This window comes from Pseudoduganella buxea, assembly GCF_009720835.1.
Taxonomy (GTDB): domain Bacteria; phylum Pseudomonadota; class Gammaproteobacteria; order Burkholderiales; family Burkholderiaceae_D; genus Rugamonas; species Rugamonas buxea.
The window spans coordinates 34,497-53,551 of the sequence record NZ_WNKZ01000040.1 but is presented as its reverse complement, the minus strand read 5'-3'; the positions used below and the strand labels follow the sequence as shown (position 1 = coordinate 53,551).

Genomic DNA, 19,055 nt, shown 5'->3' with positions numbered 1-19,055 from the left:
CGGGCACCTTCGCCGTCGGCATCGCCGCCGCCGGTGCCGTGCTGGCCACCCTGTGGGGCGCCGGCCAGTTCGCCACGCGCAGCCAGCTCCATTCGCTGCTGGCGCTGGACCTGTACCTGGCCATCCTGGCCGTCAGCGGCATGGTGCTGACCAATACGGCGGCCGGCCACCGCCTGCCCGCCAGCGCGCCCGTGCGCAGCCGCTGGCCCGTGCTGACCCTGGCCCTGTGCCTGTCGGTGACGATCGGCGCCTGGCATGCGGCGGCCCGCTACACGGAACGGCGCATCCAGGAACAGTTCCAGGCCGTGGCCGACACCACCTGGCAGCAGATCGACTACCGCCTGGCCAATTACCGCCGCCTGCTGCGGGCCGGCAAGGCACTGTTCGACGCGGCCGAGACGGTGACGGCGCAGGAATGGCACGTCTTCGCCAACAGCTTCGCCCTCGACAGCGCCTTCCCCGGCACCCAGGGCCTGGGCTACGCCAGCTGGATGGCGCCTGGCGCCATCGACGCCTTCGAACGCTCGATTGAACCGCACTGGCCCGGTTTTAAGGTCTGGCCACGGGGCGACACGTCGATGGTCGCCGTCGTAACCTACCTGGAACCGCACGGCGCACGCAACGACCGGGCCATCGGCTTCGACATGGCCTCCGAGCCGGGGCGGCGCTCGGCCATGCTGGCGGCCGCGCGCATGGGCCGCATCGCCAGCACGCCCGTGGTGGTGCTGGTGCAGGAGATCGACCGCAACCGCCAGCAGGGCTTCCTGATGTACGAGCCGGTGTACCGCCACGGCGCGCCTCTCGCCACGCCGGCGCAGCGGCTGGCGGCGCTGCGCGGCTTCGTCTTCAGCCCGTTCCGGCTGGGCGACATGGTTAACAGCATGGTGACGCCGGGCGCGCCGTTCACCGTGCGCATCTGGGACGGCGGGCAGGCCCGCGGACGCATCATCTTCCGCAACGACCCACCCGCGCCGCGGCACGCGCGCTACGAGCGGCCCCTGTCGCTGGCCCAGACCCTGGCAATCGACGAGACGGGGCGGCACTGGACGATCGAGTTGACGGCCACGGAAGCCTTCGAGACCACCATCGACCGCTACAGCAGCCTGACCATCCTGGCACTGGGCACCCTGATCAGCCTCCTGATGTTCGAGGTGGTGAAGAACCTGGCCACGACCCGCTCGCGCGCGCTGCGGCTGGCCCAGGACATGACGCAGGAAGTGCACGAGCAGCAGCGCGCCGTGGTGCGCTCGGAGACCCGGCTGCGCCTGTTCACGGCCAGCGTGCGCAGCCACGCCATCATCTTCCTCGACGGCGGCGGCCAGGTGGAGGCGTGGAACGAGGGCGCCACCAACCTGTTCGGCTACACGGACGAGGAAGCGGTGGGCCGTGCGCTGGCCGCGCTGCCGGTGTGGCGGGATCCGGCGCAAGCTTGGGCGGCGCTGGCCCAGGCCACGGCGCACGGCACCTGCGCGCAGCTGTGCCGCTTCGTCTGCAAGGAGGGCAACGACTTCCTCGGCGAGATGCAGCTGTCGGCCGTGCACCTGGACGGCAGCGACGAACTGACGGGGTTTGCATTCATCGTGCGCGACGTGACGGCGGCCCACGCGGCCGAGGAGCAGATGCGGCGGGCCAAGGAGCACGCGGAAAGCGCCAGCCGGGCCAAGTCCTCGTTCGTCGCCAATATGAGCCATGAATTGCGTACGCCGATGAATGCCGTCCTGGGCCTTGCCACCCTGCTGGGGCGCACGCGACTCGACAGCGAGCAGCGCAACTTCGTCGGCATGATCAGGAGTTCCGGCCAGACCCTGCTGGCGGTACTGAACGATATCCTGGATTTCTCGAAGATCGAAGCGGGCAAGATCGAACTCAATCCCGAGCCGACGGCGCCGGATGCACTGGCCCAGGCGGCCGCCGCGCTGATGGCCGTGGGCGGCGGCGGACGCCTGAAGCTCGTCGTCGACGTCGATCCCGCGCTGCCGTACGAGATCGTGGCCGATCCCCTGCGCCTGGAACAGATCCTGACGAACCTGATCGGCAATGCGCTGAAGTTCACCCAGCAGGGCGGCGTGCGCTGCGCGCTGGCGCTGGCCGGCACGGACGCGGCGCCCCTGTTGCGGGTGGACGTCAGCGACAGCGGCATCGGCATGGACCAGGACCAGCAGCAGCGCCTGTTCTCGCCCTTCGTGCAGGCCGATGCGTCGACCAGCCGGCGCTTCGGCGGCACGGGCCTGGGCCTGACGATCGCTCGCGGCCTGGCCGAGCGGATGGGCGGCGCCATCGCCGTCGCCAGCGCACCCGGCTGCGGCAGTACGTTCACGTTGACGGTGCCCCTGGTGCCGGTGGACGGCGCGTCCGACCACTACCGGCTCGATGCACCCTGGCAGGACCTGGACGTGCTGCTGTTCGAGTCGGACGGCGAGGTGGCCGCGGCGCTGGCCAACGCCACCGTGCGCTGGGGCTGGCGCCTCCATCCCGTCAACGATTTCGACCAGGCCAGGGCCGTGCTGGGCGGTAGCGGGTCCCTGCCCTACCGGCTCGCCATCATCGGCCCGGGCAGCCAGGGCACGACGCCGCTGGCCCTGCTGGCCCAGCGCAAGGAGCGCCTGCCGGCCGGCTTCGCCCTGGTGCAGGTCAGCGCCGGCTTTGCCCCGCCCGTCCCGGGGGCCGCCCAGGCCTTCCCGTTCGCGCTGGTCCACGCCCCGGCCACCCGCGCCACGTTGCACGCGGCGGTGTCGCAGCTGGAGCGGCACGATGGGGCCGCCCTGCCTGGCCACGCCGCGCCGGGCGAGGCGCCGCTGTCGGGCATGCACGTGCTGCTGGCCGAGGACCATCCCGTCAACCAGACTGTGGCCGTGACGATGCTGGAGTATGCGGGCGCCATCGTCGCAGTGGCCAATAACGGCCGCGAAGCGGTGGAGGAACTGCGGCGCCACCCGGCCCGCTACGCCGCCGTGCTGATGGACGTACAGATGCCGGAACTGGACGGGCTGGAGGCGGCCCGGCTGGTGCGCGACTCGCTGCGCCTTTCCTTGCCGATCATCGCCATGACGGCCGGCGTCACCGAGGGCGAGCGGGCCGCCTGCGCCGCCGCCGGCATGGACGACTTCATCGCCAAACCCATCGAGGAAGAGACGATGATCGCCACCCTGCTGCGCTTTCGTCCGGCCCGCCTGGACGCCATATGATTGAAACGGAAACAATCGTTGTTGCTTTTACGCATATTTATGCCGCACGCTCTGCGGTTGCGGCGCCTGCCGGGCGCCGACTCCGGTATAGTCGGTCCTGCCGAACCAGCCTGGAATGTGACCGGATTGTCCGACGATCCGTCTGACAATCTGTCTTGCGCTTCGGATGAAGATCGATTTATCTATCGAATGCCCCAATGTTAAGCGGTTATTACGACCCTACCCTCGTCATCGTTTCCATCCTTGTCGCGATCTTCGCGTCGTACACCAGCCTCAGCCTGGCCGACCGCGTCAAATCGTCGCAGGGACTGGCCGCCTATATGTGGACGGGCGGCGGGGCCCTGGCCATGGGCACGGGCATCTGGGCCATGCACTTCCTCGGCATGCTGGCGTTTCGCCTGCCAATCCCGCTGGGCTACGATTTCGGGCTGACGGCCCTGTCGCTGCTGCTGCCCGTGGCCGTGTCGGCGCTGGCCCTGTGGCAGCTGCGCCACCGCACCGTCGATTCGGTACGCCTGGCCGCCGCCGCCCTGCTGCTGGGACTGGGCATCAACTGCATGCACTACACGGGCATGGCGGCGATGCGGATGGAACCGGGCATCGTCTATGACCCGCTGACCTTCGCCGCCTCCGTCCTGATCGCCATCGCCGCCGCCAGCGGAGCGTTGTGGATCGCCTTCCGGCTGCGCCAGCGCACGCCCCGCGCCAGCCTGATCCAGATCGCCGCCGCCATCGTCATGGGCCTGGCCGTGGCGGGCATGCACTATACCGGCATGGCGGCGGCGCACTTCCCGGCCGACAGCGTGTGTCGCGCGGCCGGCGCCGGGGCGGACTACACGACCCTGGCCCTGTTCGTCACCCTGGCCACGGGCGGCATCCTCACCATCGCGCTGATCGTCTCCATCTACGACGCCCGCCTGGAAGCGCGCACCCATATCCTGGCCGCGTCGATCGCCACGGCCGAGGAACGCCGCACCCAGTTCCTGCACGAGCACGACGCGCGCGTGGCGCTGGCGCGGCTGAATGAGCAGAAGGATGAATTCCTTGCCACCCTGTCGCACGAGCTGCGCACGCCCTTGAACTCCGTGCTGGGCTGGTCGCAGCTGCTGCAGCAGCAGGGGCTGCAGGAGCGGGTCGACCCGGCCGCGCTGCAGCGCGGCCTGGCCGCCATCGAGCGCAATGCCCGTGCCCAGGCGCGCATGATCGACGAGCTGCTCGACATGAGCGCCATCGCGGTCGGCAAGGTGCAGATCGCCCCATCGACCGTGTGGCCGGGCGACTTCGTGCTCGCTGCGCTGGAGACGGTCGGGCCGGCGGCGCTGGCGGGCAGGATCGAGATCGTCACGCAACTGGACCGCAGCGCCGGCCCCGTGTGGGCGGACGCGTCGCGGATGCAGCAGGTGATGGGCAATGTGCTGGCCAACGCCGTCAAGTTCACGCCGCCGGGCGGCCATGTCGTCGTCACCTTGAGCCGCACGGCCGAGGGCATCGCCATCCGCGTCGCCGACAACGGCATCGGCATCGCGGCCGACGTACTGCCGTTTATTTTCGAGCGCTTCCGCCAGGGCGATTCGTCGACGACGCGCCGCCACGGAGGACTGGGACTGGGACTGTCAATCGCGCGCCAGCTGGTGGAAATCCAGGGCGGCGCCATCGTCGCCGAAAGCGCCGGCACGGGCGAAGGCGCCGCCGTGACGGTGCGGCTGCCGCTGCATGTGGCTTCAAACGCGCCACGCAATACGCCGCAACCGGTGCGGCGGGAAGACCGCAGCGCCGATTGCGGCGGCCTGCCGGCGGGCTGACGGGAGGGTTCAGCTCTCGCTGGAAGGATTTGCGGCCTGCTGCGCCTGGAAAGGCTGTGCAGCCTGTCCTTCGCGCGGCCGGAACTCCGTGGGACTCATGCGGTGGCGGCCGCGCCGGTCGCCCATCAGGTCGCGCAGCTCGCGGATATCGATGCCCGATGCCTCGTGCATGCGCAACAGGATCGACGCCCCCACCGGCAGGCGCCCATGGCGGATCTTGCTGACGATGGCCGGTGCCACCTCGATCGCACGGGCCAGCGCCGCATCGTTACGGGCATTCAATTTCGCGGCCAGCGTATCGAGCAGGCGCCCGGGGCTGTAATCCCCACCCAGCCCCTCGCCTTGTGTCGTGTCGTCGTTCGCTTCGTAGTCCATCGCTCTCTCCCCATCGTTGTCACGAGACCATGCACTGGTATCGGCTGCGCCTATTGCAGCGCGCGCCGTTGCAGCGCACGGGCCACCTGGACCAGGATGGAGCGGGTCAACGGCGCGTCGCGGTGTTGCTCGCGCGACGCCTCGGTCAACAGTCGCGCGGCGGCCCGGGCATTGTTCCCCGGCGCGCCCTGCAACACCCGTCCGACCAGGTCGCACGCATCCAGCACGGCGTCGATCTCGACCTTTTTCAGCCCGAGCGTGTAGTGCGGCTCTTCACCCATTTGCAATTCATTTTCCATGTCTGGTCTCCGCTTCCATTGGACTCCAACGGCAAGGTCCGTTGCATCGGCATGCGAGCCGGGGTTTTGTCGGAATGGATGCCGTTGGGATGTCGGGTTGGGGCTGATGGCCGACGGTTTAATACAATCTCGGCAATTCAACTGTTGCCAACCGATGCACAAGAATAATAAATGTCCAATGTATTGCGGCAATTTTCGGGCACCGTGGTGACGTAGCGGTGCATTGATTTTCGGCCTTGTCGTTAGTACGCTGGTGTTATCGTACGGGCTTGCCCCAATCATTTTTCTTATCAAGACTGGCCTGATCGGTTTCCTTCCAAGCGAACACGTTCTAAAGACTCCAGGCGGTGTCGCAACGACCGGGACCATAGCAGGAGCTGCGATAACGGTCGCTGCCATGCTGAAGAGTAAGCCATGGCAGCGAAAGGTTGATTTCTCAGCAATTCGGAGATATTCCCGAAGAACAGTATGTTGAAGCAAGAGCCGAGTAAAAATTATCCGCGTCAGCTGTGGTATTGGACGGCACGATTCTTCGGCTTCGAGACGACTCGCACCGTGCGATTTCGGACAGCATTCCAGCCCAAAAACAAAAAACCCGCCAAAGGCGGGTTTTTTTCATCGCGGCGGATGCCCCACACTATCTGCGTGGTGGAATCCGCCGTTCAGGCTTGTGACTTAGATGGCGGTGATATTGCCAGCTTTGTCGCCTTTAGGGCCGGTCGAGCGCACGAACGAGACGCGCTGGTTTTCCGACAGACTCTTGAAGCCTTCCGACTGGATGTCCTGGAAGTGCGCGAACAGGTCGGCGCCGCCTTCGTCAGGGGTAATGAAGCCGAAGCCCTTGGAATCGTTGAACCATTTTACGGTGCCGGTTTGAGTAGTCATTTACAATCCTTTAAATTTGCATGGGCAAAATCGCCCGAGTGCACATTCGACCAAGAGGGGTGTAGCGGAGGATATCAAACAGGACTGCCGTAAAGGCGAGACGGGAAAGAGACCAACTAGTGCGACGACGACTTGATGTAGTGCGAGTTGGAGAATACATGGGTTTGCCCGATTCACCTACTCTTTTCTGGTTTATTTTTAAAACGTGATCAATTGACCATGGACGAAAAAAAGCGCCGCCCGAGGGCGGCGCGAACTCACTGGGGTAAGACGGGGATCAGAACTTGAAGTCGGCGGTCAGGGTCGCGCTGCGGCCCGGTGCCACGCCGGCGTAGTGCGGCGAGCTGACCTTGTCGAAGTACAGCTTGTCCGTCAGGTTCTGGATGTTCAGCTGCAAGGTGATGTTCTTGTTGACGTCGTAGCTGGCCATCGCGTCGAAGCGGGTGTAGCCCGGCGCGTATTTCGTGTTGTTGATGTTGGCGTACACCTTCGACACGTAGTTGACGCCGCCACCGACGGTAATGCCCGGCAGCACCGCGTACGAGGTCCACAGCGAGGCGCTGTTCTTCGGCGTGGTCGGGAAGACGTTGCCGTTGTAAGGCGACGCCACCCAGACCGGCGCAGCCGTCGTGCCCGCGTTGACGAAGCCGTTGTCATCCACCTTGCCGTCGAGCCAGGTGTAGCCGCCGAAGACCATCCAGTTCGGCGTGATATTTCCCGACACGCCCAGTTCCAGGCCCTCGACGCTCTTCTTGCCCACGTTCTGCGTGGTGCCGTCCGGCGCCGTCACGCGGGCATTGTTCATTTCACTCTTGAACAGCGCGGCGCTGACGGACAGGCGGCGGGCCAGCACTTCCCACTTCGTGCCCAGTTCGAAATTCTTGCTGTCCTGTGGTTTCAGGTTGTACACGGTGACGGACAGGCCGTCCGAACCGTCGCCGCCGTCATTGCCCGGCGGGGTCGACGAGGTGCCGTACGACGCGTAGACGCTGCTGTTGACGGAAGGCTTGTACACCAGGCCGGCCTGGTAGTTGGTGAAGTTGCTCTTCACTTCCGCGTGCTGGGCCGCCGTGGCGGTGCCGTTCAGGGTGTACGCCGGTACATCCAGTTTCGAGCGGAAGTCATCCCAGCGCAGTCCCAGGTTCAGCAGCCACTGCGGCGTGAATTCGATGGTGTCGAACACATAGGCCGAGCGCGTGTTGGTGTGCACATTGGTGCGGGCCGGCGACACGGAACGGCTGTAGACCCACGGGTCGTTGGCGTTCGGATTGACCAGCGGCGCGCAATTGTACATGGTCCCGGCGCCCGAGGTCGGGCACGTGAAGGTCTTCGTCAGCGGATTGTTCGTGCCCGGCGTGAACAGGTAGCTGCTGCGGTCCGTTTCCTCGCGGCCGATTTCCAGGCCCGCCGTGAACGAGTGCTTGATGCCGCCGATCGTGCGCGACCCGGTCAACGCGGACGTGTTCGCCAGCGAGTCCGTCTGCGTCACGCGCGTGTTGGCGCGGCGCCATACGGTGCCGTACAGCACGGCATTGCCCTTCGAATCGTCCGGCTGGGTCCACACGTAATCGTTGGTGTTGCGGCCGTAGCGGGTCACGTTACGTAACGTCAGGCCGTTGCCGAAATCGTGCTTGATGTCGATGGTGCCGATATCGGTCTCGGTGTCGCGGAAGTCGCGGTTGACGAGGCCGTAGAAGGTATCGCGCGCCACGCCGATCGGGGTGCCGTTGCCGTTTTTCGACACGTTCGGGCCGGTCGAGAACGGGTTATTGAAGGGGATGCCCGTGTCCGGCAGCTCGCTCGACTCCATATGGTAGTAGCTCAGCGCCACGGTGGTCGGGCCCTTCAGGCCGAACGTCACGGAAGGCGCCACGCCCCAGCGGTTGCCGTTGATCTCGTTGCGGCCGGCCACGTGGGCGTCATGGCCCATCACGTTCAGGCGCACGGCGGCGTTCTCGCCGATGGTGCGGTTCAGGTCGGCGGTGACGCGGCGGTACTTGGCCGAGCCGACAGCCACGGTGGCGTTGCTGAAGTTCTCGCCCTTGGCCGTCTTGCTGACCAGGTTGACGCCGCCACCGGCCGACGAGCGGCCGCCGTAGGCCGAATTCGGGCCCTTGACCACTTCGACCTGCTCCAGCGCGAAGATTTCGCGCGAGGCCGATCCCGTGTCGCGAATGCCGTCGACGTAGGTGTCCGTCTGGGCGTTGTAGCCGCGGATGAACAGATTGTCGCCGACAGGATTGCCGCCCTCGCCCGCACCGACCGTGATGCCCGGCACCGTGCGCAGCGCTTCCGTCAGCGACACGGCGCCCGTTTGCGCGATAACGGCCGTCGGAATCACGGTCACGGCCTTCGGCGTGTCCAGCAGGGGCGCGGTGAACTTGTCATTGGCGGAGTTGCGCACCTGGAATTCGCTGGTGGCCTTGCCTTCGATACGCACTTCCGGCAGCACCTGGTCGGTGGTCTGGGCATGCAGGGCCAGCGGCATTGCCAGGGTGGCGATGGCCAGCGCGGCAGGGTGTTTCACGGTCTTGATGTAAGGGGAGGTCATTCTCTGTCCAAAGTTTTTTATCGGCTGGCGCGGCGTGCGGTACACGGCCTGGCTGGCACTTTGCCGCCTCCGCCCCGAAGGGTGCGGCGGGATCGAATCTGATTGGTGATGATAGTACTAATGCGAATCATTCTTATTATTACATAGCAAGTTGCCAGTCGTCTACGGATTGTGACGGGATGGTGACGAAGCGATCACGGCATTGCGGGTCAGCACGAAACAAAGCCCGGCGCGGAGCCGGGCGGTCGATGTCGGGAGGAGGTCAGAACACCCAGAGCTTGTCCGCCGGCAGTTGCAGCCAGTACTGGCCGTCGTCCAGGCGCGTGCGGGCATAGGCGCGCAGCACGATGTCGCCCCGCTTGAACAGGCATTCCCACCGGTCGCCCAGGTACATGCACGTCACCAAAGGCAGTTGCAGCGCGTTGTCCACCTGGCCCGCGCTGATGCGCACTTCCTCGACGCGGATCAGCGGCGTGATGCCCTCCCCCACCTGGCCCCGCGCCGTGCCGTGCAGGCGGGTGCCGTCGATGTCGATGGTCACGCCCCCGCCATCACGCGAGACCAGTCTGCCCGGCAGACGGTTATTACTGCCCATGAACTCGGCCGTAAACAGGGTGTCGGGCGTTTCGTACATGCTTTGCGGGCTGCCCTGCTGTTCGATGCGGCCGTTATTGAGCAGCAGGATGCGGTCCGAGATCGCCATCGCCTCGCCCTGGTCGTGCGTCACCATCAGCGCGGACAGGCCCAGGCGCACGATCAGTTCGCGCAGGAAGGCCCGGGCCTCCTCGCGCAGCTTGGCGTCCAGGTTCGACAGCGGCTCGTCCAGGAGGATCACGGGCGGGTTGTACACCAGCGCGCGGGCGATCGCCACCCGCTGCTGCTGGCCGCCGGACAGCTGGTGCGGGAAGCGCTCGCCCAGGTGGCCCAGGCCCAGCTGCGCCAGCACCTCCATCACGCGCGGCTTGATGTCGGCGGCCGAAAGCTTGCGCAGTTTCAGCCCGTAGGCCACGTTGTCGAACACGGTCTTGTGCGGCCACAGCGCATAGGACTGGAACACCAGCCCCAGGTTGCGCTCCTCGGCCGGCATCTCGAAGCGCCTGCCACCGTCGAAGACGCGCCGTTCGCCGATATCGATGGTGCCGGCGCGGGGGCTTTCCAGCCCCGCCACGGCGCGCAGCAAGGTGGTCTTGCCGCTGCCCGAAGGCCCCAGCAGTGCGACAACTTCGCCTTTGCGCAGGTGCATCGACACGCCCTTCAGGATGGGATTGGCGGAGGCGCCGCTGCCATAGTCCAGGTACAGCTCGTCGACGGCCAGTTCGTTCACGCCCTGCTGGTTCATCGTCAGGTCCCGTTTCATAGAGTCTCCTCAGTCGTGCAGCTTGACGCCGAAGCGCAGCGCGATGCCCAGGCCGATGGCGACCAGGGTGATGTTGATGAATGACAGCGCCGCCACCAGCTCGGTCGACCCGCCCGCCCACAGCGACACGAGCATCGCGCCGATCACTTCCGTCCCCGGCGACAGCAGGTACACGCCCGTCGAGTATTCCCGCTCGAAGATCAGGAAGATCATCAGCCACGCGCCCAGCAGGCCATAGCGCACCAGCGGCAAGGTGACGTCGCGCACCACCTGGCCGCGCCGGGCACCGGCGGCACGCGCCGCTTCCTCCAGCTCCGGCCCCACCTGCAGCAGCGCGGCCGAGATCAGGCGCATGCCGTAGGCCATCCACACGACGGAATACGCCAGCCAGACGGCGAAGATGGTCGAACGCACCGCCCGCAGCGCCGGCACCAGGTGTTCGGCCAGCCACACGGCCAGCGCGTTGTCGCTGCCCCGCAGGGCGCCGTCGAGCCAGCTGGGCACGAACAGGAACACCCACAGGAAGGCCAGGCCGGCCAGCAGGCCCGGCACGGCGCGCGGCACCAGAACGCTGTAGTCGAGAAAGCGCGTGACGCCATCCTGCCGCCGGTGCATCGCCAGCGCGATGAACGAGTAGCAGAGCACGGCCAGGCCGCCGCCGGCGACGCCGATCAGCACCGTGTTGACGATGGCCCGCACCAGTGCCGGTTGCTCGAAGATGTCGCGGAAGTGCTGCAAGGTCAGCACGTCCGCAAGATGGACGCCCTCGCCCCAGTTCTGCACGAAAGAACGCAAGCCGATGCCCGACAGCGGCATGACGATCGTCAGCAGCAGCCACGCGCCCAGCAGCGCGAAAGCCAGCCACTTCCACCGGCCCAGCGGCATGGGCTTGCTGCGCGCGCCCTTGCCCTTGATCGACACATACTTGTTGGCCGACTTCAGCAGGCGGCGCTGCAGCATCACCAGCGGCATCGTCACCATCACGAGGCAGACGGCAACAGCCGCCATCAGGTGGTACGACGGCGTGCCCAGCTTGTTCGTCAGCTTGTACAGGTAGGTAGGCAGCACCAGGTGTCCTTCAGGGTCGCCCAGCACCAGCACCAGGCCGAACACCTCGAAGCCGAGGAAGAACACCAGCACGCCCGCATAGGCCAGTGCCGGCATGATCATCGGCAGCGACACGCCGAACATCACCTGTACGGGCGACGCGCCGGACACGCGGGCCGCCTCCTCCACGTCCGAGCCGAGGCTGCGCAGCGCCGACGAGGCATACAGGTAGACGTGCGGCACGTGCGTCAGCCCGGCGATGACGACGATGCTGGTGAACGAATACACGTTCCACGGCACGAAGCCGATCAGCTCCTTTATATATGTCGAGTAGAAGCCCACGGGCCCCATCGACACGACATAGCCGAAGCCCATCACCATGGGCGACACGAAAATCGGCACCAGCAGCAGCGGCGCGATCCAGCTGCGCCCGGGCAGGTCCGTGCGCACCATCAGGAAGGCCAGCATGCCGCCCAGCGGCACGGCGATCAGTGCCAGGCCGCTGGCCAGCAGCAGGCCGTTGGTGAAGGCGGTGGTGAAATCCGGATCGTCGATGATGAAGCGGTAGGCATCCAGCCCCGGCATGGCGTCGGGCATGAAGAATGGCGCGGACAGGAAGCTCTGGTAGAAGATCAGTGCCAGCGGCCCGAAGATCGCCAGCGCGGCCAGCACGACGGCCAGGCCGCGCGGCCAGTTCACGCGCGTGCGCCGCGCGGCCGGCAGCACGCCGGCCGGCATGGTGGAAATGGCGGTGGTCATGGCCGTCCCTTATTTCCTGCCGGCCGTGTCTTTCCAGCCCTTCAGGAAGGCCATCCGCTTGGCCGGCGCCAGGTATTCCAGCACGCTGGGGTGCACGGGAATCGGCTTGACGTTGGCCGCGCCCACCTGGGCGATCAGGTCCGCGCTGGTGGTTTCGCCCTTGACGTCGGCACGGATCGCGTACAGCTTCGATTCGTTGGCGATGATGGTCTGGCCCCGCTGCGACAGCATGTAGTCCAGCCACAGCTTGGCCGCATTGGTGTTCTTCGCCGCCTTGTTGATGAAGACCACGCGCGACATGATCTGCGTATAGTCCTTCGGCAGCACGACCCCGATGGCCGGGTCGGTCTTGGCGCGCACCAGCGCGTAGGAGCCCAGCACGTTGTAGCCGATCAGGTTCTCGCCCGAAGAGATGCGTTCCATCATCGTGCCGGTGGAGGACTGCACGCGCACCTTGGCCACGCCGAAGGCCTGCTGCAAGGCGGGGAACTGGGGATACAGCCTGGCGTCCTGCGTCATGAACATGAAGCCGACGCCGGACTTTTCGATATCGTAGGTGGTGACCTTGTCGCGGAACTTGGGTTGCTGGATCAGGCGCGCGAAGTCGGCATGCGTCTGCGGCACTTCCTTCGGATCGAGCAGGCGCTTGTTGTAGACGATGGCGGCCGGCTCGAACGTGGTGCCGTAGGCCTTGTACTCCCATACGGCCCATGCCGGAATCTTGCCCGCCTCGACGGATTTGTACTGCAACGCGTTGCCGCCCGATGCCAGGCGCAGTTGCAGGTCCATGGCCGACGACCACACCACGTCGGCCGTGTTGCCGCCGGCGGCCGCCTCCGAGATGAAGCGGTTGTAGACCTCGGTGGAATTCATGTCGTTGTATTCGACCGTGATGCCGGGGTACAGCGCAGTGAAGTCGCGGATCAGGGGCTGGGTGGCCTTGCTGTCGGTGGCGCCGTACACCACCAGCTTGCCCTCCTTCTTCGCGCCGTCGATCAGCTTCTGGTAGTCGGCGGGGTAGCCTGCGGGCACCTGCGCCAGCGCGGCGCTGGCGATGAGGAAGGCTGCTGCGGCGATCAGTGTGATTTTCATTTTGTCTCCTGGTTGTGTTTTTTATTTGCGCATCAGGCCAAGCTGGCCGGCGCGCCTGCCGTAGTCGTCCACGGCTTTTTGCACATGCTCGGTCAGGGGCTTACCCGTCAGCGACAAGGGATACAGGCCGGCGTCGGCGCGCAGCCGGGCGAATGCCGGCGTGGCCATCATGCGCTCGAACGTCTCGACCCACTCGCGGTAGGCCCGGTCGGAAACCTGGGGCCCCATCCAGACGCCCCGGATGGTGGGCCAGACCACGTCATAGCCCTGCTCGCGCGCGGTCGGCACCCTGGCCAGCACGCCCGGCAGGCGCTGTTCGGACATCACGGCCAGCACGCGGATGCTGCCGCCGGCCGACATCAAGGTGGCCTCCGAAGCGTCGCCGGACACGACTTGCACGAAGTTCGCGCCCATCGCGGTAAACGCTTCGCCACCGCCCTCGAGGGCGACGAAGCGCACCGCCTTCGGGTCGATGCCGGCCAGCTTGACCAGCAGGGCCACCTTCAGCCAGTCCTGGCTGCCGATGGTGCCGCTCACGCCCACCAGCACCTTGGCCGGGTCTCGCTGCAGCGCGGCGATCAGGTCCGACAAGGACTTGTAGGGCGAATCGCTGCGCACGGCGATCATGCCGTAGTCCGTCCCCAGCGCGGCGACCCAGCGTACGTCGCCCGCCCTGGCCTTGCCGAACTTGCCCTGCGCAAGGTTCAGCAGCGAGCCGCCCGAGAACGCCACCAGGGTATCGCCCTCGACCCGCCGGCGTGCCACCTGGGAATGCCAGGCCACGGCGCCGATGCCGCCGGGGACGTAGCTGATGCGCAGCACGCGGCCGGCCCCGTCGGGCAGCTGGCGCATGCCCTGCTGCACCAGCTTGCACGTCAGGTCCATCGCCCCGCCCGGCTTGGACGGCACGATGCAGTCGACGCCTTGCGCGGGCAAGACGGTGCCTGCCGATGCTGTACCGGCAAGCAGCAGCATCGGTGCAAGGAGGCGGCACATGTCAGAAGCGGTGCTGGATGCCGACGATGGCGCCGTGCTGGCGCGCGTCGAAGCCGGCGTCGTCGCGCGACAGGCCGACGAGCTGGCCGTGCCTGGCCTTGGCGTACCCCACGGTGGCGTACAAGTCCGTGCGCTTGGACAGCGCGTAGCGGTAGCGGGCGACGAACATCAAGGGGTCGGCATCCGTACCGGATGCGACGTTGCGCACGTCCATATAGTAGATGGCGCCCGTCAGCGTCACGTTCGGGACGGGTTTGTAGGCCACGCCGGTCCAGTACGTGTTGGCCTTGACGTCCGCATTGATGCCGTCCTTGCCCGCCTTGCCCGATTCCTGCGCATAGCGCCGGCCGGAAAGGTAGAACTTGACCGGGCCGGCCGCGTACGTGCCGCCCAGGTGGTAGACGCGCGTGGCGTCGCGCCGGCCGGTCGCAGGCACCGTGCTGCCGTTGACCTGCTCGGCCGTGGCCATCAGGGCCAGGCCGTCGCTTTCCCAGCTGCCCGCCACGGCCAGCTTGGCGCCGTCGCGGCTGCCGGAACTCTGCTCGCCGAAGCCGTACGAGGCGCCGTACTTGAAGTTGCCGCTCGTGCCGGAATACTTGACCAGATTGTCGAAGCCCGTCGTCATGCCGTACTTGCTGGGCCCTGTCGCGTTGCCCGTGGTCGCCCACGAGTAGAACGGCGCGAAGCCCATCGGGTCGAAGCGGATGACGGTATCGTAGACGCTCGTGAACGAGCGGCCCAGCACGATGCGACCCATGCTGCCTTCCAGACCCGCGTAGGCCTGGCGTCGAAACAGCGAGCCGTCGATGCCTCCCGTGTCCATCAGGATGCCGCCTTCCAGGTTCCACACGGCCTTCAGGCCGCCACCCAGGTCCTCGCTGCCGCGCAGGCCCCAGCGCGACGTGTTCATGCCGCCGGAACTGACGCGCGTCATGCCGTGGCCGTTGGGCGCGGCATCGGACGCGTAGTCGATACCGGTGTCGAGCAGGCCATAGATCTGGACATTGGATTGGGCATGGGCGGCATGCGCCGCCAGCATGGCGAGGGCCGCCATGGCGATGGAAGTTCTTTTCACGGACTGTCTCCTGGGTTTATAGTGTGCTGCGCTTGCCCTCATTGGCGGGGCATGTCCCCACTATAAATTCGCCAACCTTTCAAAGTCCTTTCAGATGCGCATACTGTTAGTCGAAGACCAGATGGAACTCCAGCACTGGCTGGCCAAGGCACTGCGCGAGTCGCACCTCACGGTCGAGTGCGCGGACAACGGCGCCGACGCGGACGCCCTGCTGCACACCCAGGACTACGCCCTCGTCATCCTCGATTTGACCTTGCCGAAGATGGACGGCCTGGAAGTGCTGCGCCGGCTGCGTGCCCGGGGCGGCGCACGCGGCAAGACGCCGGTGCTGATCCTGACGGCGCGCGGGGGCCTGGACGAACGCGTGCAGGGCCTTAACCAGGGCGCCGACGATTACCTCGCCAAGCCTTTCGAGCTGGTGGAACTTGAAGCGCGGGTCAAGGCGCTGCTGCGGCGCGGCATGGGCAACGAGGCCCTGGTCTACCGCTGCGGCGAACTGTCCTTCGACACCGTCACGCGCATGTTCAGCTACTACGGCAGCCCGCTGGCGCTGACGCCGCGCGAGCACGCCGTGCTGGAAGCCCTGATCACGCGCAGCGGGCGCGCCGTGGCGAAGGAAAAGCTGTTCGGTGAAGTGTTCGCGCTGGACGACGACGCCAACCTGGACGCCATCGAGCTGTATATCCACCGCGTGCGCAAGAAGCTGGAAAGCGGCCAGCCCGGCGCGGCCGCCATCGCCACGCTGCGCGGCATCGGCTACCTGCTGCAGCCGCGCGACCAGACCTGACATGGCAAGCCTGGCCGAGCGTTTGCGGGGCGGCGCCGTCGGCAGCCTGCGCGGCGAACTGCTGCGCTGGCTGCTGCTGCCGCTGATCGTGCTGGAAGTCCTCAATACGGTCTCGGCCTACCGCAATGCCATCGACGCGGCCGACATGGCCTACGACCGCTCGTTGCTGGCCTCCACGCGCGCGCTGGCCGAACGGGTCTCGGTGGCCCAGGGCAAGGTGGTGGTGGACGTGCCCTACGTGGCGCTGGACAGCTTCGAGACCGATACCCTGGGCCGCATCTATTACAAGGTGTCGGGCCTGAACGGCGAGACCGTGTCCGGCTACGACGATCTGCCGCCCGTGCCGGCCAGCGTGCCCCGTTCGGAAAGCTATCCGGCCCTGGTTCGCTTCTATCACACCACCTACAACGGCCAGCCGATCCGCATCGCCGCCCTGCTCCAACCCGTGTACGACGACACCATGCGCGGCATCGCCCTGATCCAGGTGGGCGAAACGCTGGACGCGCGGCGGGGCCTGACGAACAAGATCCTGTTCGACACGGTACTGTGGCAGGCCGGCCTCGTATTCTCGGCCGCATTGCTGATCTGGTTCGCCGTCGGCGTCGTGCTGCGGCCCCTGATGCGCCTGAAGGGCGCAGTTGAAACGCGCAGCGTGTCGGACCTGTCGGACCTCGATCCGGCCCTGGTGCACCGGGAAGTACGTCCGCTGGTAGCGGCGATGAACGCTTCGATGGCGCGCATCCGCGCCCTGATCAACAGCCAGCGGCGCTTTATCGCCGATGCCTCGCACCAGTTGCGCACCCCGCTGGCGGTGCTGCGCACGCAGACGGAAATGGCGCAGCGCGAGTTGGCGCGCCTGCCCCCGGGCACGGTGCCGGCGCCGCTGGCCGACATGCTGGCGGGGATCGCCGGCACCACCACCGCCACCGTCCACCTGGCCAACCGCCTCCTGATGCTGGCCCGCATCGAGCACAGTCGCGGCAGCCTGGCCGAACCCGTGGCGCTGCGCGCGCTGGTGCAGCAGGTGGCGCTGGAACTGGCGCCGTTCGCCGTCAACCGCGGCATCGACCTGGCGCTGGAAGCCCAACAGGAAGCTGTCATCGCCGGCCAGCCCCTGCTGCTGCACGAGCTGGTGGCGAACCTGGTCGACAATGCCTTGCGCTACACCCCGGCCGGTGGCGCCGTCGTGCTGCGCGTGGCGGCGACCGGCGACGGCGTCGTACTGGAAGTGGAAGATGGCGGCCCCGGCATCCCCGCGGCCGAACGGGAACGGGTGTTCGCGCCGTTCTATCGGGCCCCCGGCACCAGCCACGTCAACCCCGGCGGCGCCGGCCTGGGCCTGGCCATCGTGCGCGATATTGCCCTGCTGCACGACACCGTACCTGTCTTGCTCGACGGCACCGGCGGTGGACTGCTGGTCCGCATTTCCTTCTCGTCTTCAGAAACCCTTAAGGCAGCTTCGGCATGATCCCACCCCAAGATCAGCATTTGTCCTACAGCTGAGCTCAGCCCCGGATGGCACAATGCTGGCCCTGCAACAGTGATGATATTTATGCAAGGAGCAAGATGACCGACACCACACTACAAACTGCCCAAGCCGCCCAGGCGGCCTACGATCCCGATCGTCTGTTCGACACCCTGCGCCAGCGCCTGCAACTGCACAGCGACAAGGCGCTGGCCAAGCTGCTGCAGATCGCCCCGCCCCTGCTGGCCCGCCTGCGCCAGAGCGGCGTTCCCGTCAGCGGCTCGCTGTTGATGCGCATCCACGATGCCACCGGCATCGCCATCGACGAACTGCGCCGCGTGCTGGGTGACCGCCGCCAGCGCCTGCGCCTGTCCTTCGCCAACGTCAACCGGGCCGCCCTGCCGGCCTGACCCACCAGGCAGTCATGCGCCTTGCGCGGCCGAGGCCGCCTATACTGGGCGCATGGCTTCCCCGCAAATACGCATCGGTATATCCGGCTGGCGCTACGTTCCGTGGCGCGGCGTGTTCTATCCCGGCGACCTGGCCCAGGCCCGCGAACTCGATTTCGCGTCGCGTGCCCTGCCCACCATCGAGATCAACGGTTCCTTCTACTCGCTGCAGCGCCCGAAAAGCTACCAGGAGTGGTATGACGCGACCCCGAGCGATTTCGTCTTCAGCCACAAGGGCAACCGCTTCATCACCCACACGCGCCGGTTGCGCGAACCGGAAAAGCCGCTGGCCAATGTGTTCGCGTCGGGTGTACTGAACCTGCGCGAGAAGCTGGGGCCCTTCCTGTGGCAGTTCCCGCCCAACTTCCAGTTCGACGCGGAACTGGTCGAACACTTTCTCAGCCTGCTGCCGCACGATACGGAAGCGGCGGTGGAACTGGCGCGTGGCTTTGAAGCGCGCATGAACGGGCGCACCGCCCTGGAAACGGGCGGCAAACGCAAGCTGCGGCACGCGATGGAAATCCGCCACGAGAGCTTCAACGACAAGCGCTTCATCACCCTGCTGCGCAAGTACAAGGTGGCCCTGGTGGTGGCCGACACGGCCGGCAAGTGGCCCGATTATGAGGACGTGACGGCGGACTTCATGTACCTGCGCCTGCACGGCGAAAAGGAGCTGTACGCCAGCGGCTACACGGATGCGGCGCTGGACCGGTGGGCGGACAAGATCCGCGCGTGGAGCACGGGCGGCCAGCCGGCGGATGCAAAACTGATTTCAAGCGCGGCGGCGCCGAAGCGGGCCAGCCGCGATATCTTCTGCTACTTCGACAACGACATCAAGGTGCACGCGCCCTTCGACGCGCGCGCCCTGCTGGCCCGCCTGGAGCTGGGCCAGGGCCTGACACAACTGGGGCCCCGGCCGGCGCCGTGACGA

Annotated in this window: 15 protein-coding genes; 6 read left to right on the top strand and 9 right to left on the bottom strand. The window is 66.6% G+C overall.

Features of this window, described 5'->3' with window-relative positions:
- On the top strand, window positions 1-3,185 hold a 3,185-nt coding region (locus GM672_RS14900), incomplete at its 5' end, for a CHASE domain-containing hybrid sensor histidine kinase/response regulator family protein (RefSeq protein WP_155471321.1).
- Between the two features lie 197 nt (window positions 3,186-3,382).
- The gene (locus tag GM672_RS14895) at window positions 3,383-4,987 is read left to right on the top strand and encodes an MHYT domain-containing protein (RefSeq protein WP_155471320.1); all 1,605 of its coding nucleotides are present in this window, start codon (window positions 3,383-3,385) and stop codon (window positions 4,985-4,987) included.
- A gap of 9 nt (window positions 4,988-4,996) precedes the next feature.
- Here the strand turns inward: GM672_RS14895 and GM672_RS14890 are convergent, their stop codons facing one another.
- The 9 genes from GM672_RS14890 to GM672_RS14850 all read right to left on the bottom strand — a co-directional run bounded on the left by GM672_RS14890 (window position 4,997) and on the right by GM672_RS14850 (window position 15,423).
- Window positions 4,997-5,362 carry a hypothetical protein gene (locus GM672_RS14890; RefSeq protein WP_155471319.1) on the bottom strand — a complete coding sequence of 122 codons (366 nt, stop codon included), beginning with the start codon at window positions 5,360-5,362 and terminating at the stop codon, window positions 4,997-4,999.
- A gap of 50 nt (window positions 5,363-5,412) precedes the next feature.
- Complete coding sequence (locus GM672_RS14885) at window positions 5,413-5,661, bottom strand: hypothetical protein (protein ID WP_155471318.1); 249 nt, start codon at window positions 5,659-5,661, stop codon at window positions 5,413-5,415.
- 675 nt (window positions 5,662-6,336) lie between these two features.
- Window positions 6,337-6,546 (bottom strand): cold-shock protein, encoded by a 210-nt coding sequence (locus GM672_RS14880; protein WP_155471317.1) that lies wholly within the window; start codon window positions 6,544-6,546, stop codon window positions 6,337-6,339.
- A gap of 277 nt (window positions 6,547-6,823) precedes the next feature.
- Window positions 6,824-9,097, bottom strand: a complete 2,274-nt coding sequence (locus GM672_RS14875; protein WP_155471316.1) for a TonB-dependent receptor — start codon at window positions 9,095-9,097, stop codon at window positions 6,824-6,826.
- Window positions 9,098-9,359: 262 nt separating this feature from the next.
- The gene (locus GM672_RS14870) at window positions 9,360-10,421 is read right to left on the bottom strand and encodes an ABC transporter ATP-binding protein (RefSeq protein ID WP_170300077.1); all 1,062 of its coding nucleotides are present in this window, start codon (window positions 10,419-10,421) and stop codon (window positions 9,360-9,362) included.
- 42 nt (window positions 10,422-10,463) lie between these two features.
- Window positions 10,464-12,239: an ABC transporter permease gene (locus tag GM672_RS14865; protein WP_155471324.1), complete on the bottom strand. Its 1,776-nt coding sequence runs from the start codon at window positions 12,237-12,239 to the stop codon at window positions 10,464-10,466.
- Window positions 12,240-12,269: 30 nt separating this feature from the next.
- Window positions 12,270-13,352: an ABC transporter substrate-binding protein gene (locus GM672_RS14860; RefSeq protein ID WP_155471315.1), complete on the bottom strand. Its 1,083-nt coding sequence runs from the start codon at window positions 13,350-13,352 to the stop codon at window positions 12,270-12,272.
- 21 nt (window positions 13,353-13,373) lie between these two features.
- On the bottom strand, window positions 13,374-14,348 hold the full coding sequence (locus GM672_RS14855; RefSeq protein ID WP_371867071.1) for a Bug family tripartite tricarboxylate transporter substrate binding protein: 975 nt from the start codon (window positions 14,346-14,348) through the stop codon (window positions 13,374-13,376).
- Between the two features lies 1 nt (window position 14,349).
- Window positions 14,350-15,423, bottom strand: coding sequence for a porin (locus GM672_RS14850; protein ID WP_170300075.1), 1,074 nt, complete (start codon window positions 15,421-15,423; stop codon window positions 14,350-14,352).
- A 94-nt stretch (window positions 15,424-15,517) separates the two neighbouring features.
- Here GM672_RS14850 and GM672_RS14845 point away from each other — a divergent pair, with 94 nt between their 5' ends.
- The 4 genes from GM672_RS14845 (at window position 15,518) to GM672_RS14830 (ending at window position 19,052) form a co-directional block, all read left to right on the top strand.
- Window positions 15,518-16,210, top strand: a complete 693-nt coding sequence (locus tag GM672_RS14845; protein WP_155471313.1) for a response regulator — start codon at window positions 15,518-15,520, stop codon at window positions 16,208-16,210.
- Between the two features lies 1 nt (window position 16,211).
- Window positions 16,212-17,678: a sensor histidine kinase gene (locus GM672_RS14840; RefSeq protein WP_155471312.1), complete on the top strand. Its 1,467-nt coding sequence runs from the start codon at window positions 16,212-16,214 to the stop codon at window positions 17,676-17,678.
- A gap of 98 nt (window positions 17,679-17,776) precedes the next feature.
- Entirely contained in the window at window positions 17,777-18,085 is a 309-nt protein-coding gene (locus GM672_RS14835; RefSeq protein ID WP_155471311.1) for a hypothetical protein, read from the top strand.
- Between the two features lie 52 nt (window positions 18,086-18,137).
- Window positions 18,138-19,052: a DUF72 domain-containing protein gene (locus tag GM672_RS14830; RefSeq protein WP_155471310.1), complete on the top strand. Its 915-nt coding sequence runs from the start codon at window positions 18,138-18,140 to the stop codon at window positions 19,050-19,052.
- Window positions 19,053-19,055: the final 3 nt, after the last annotated feature.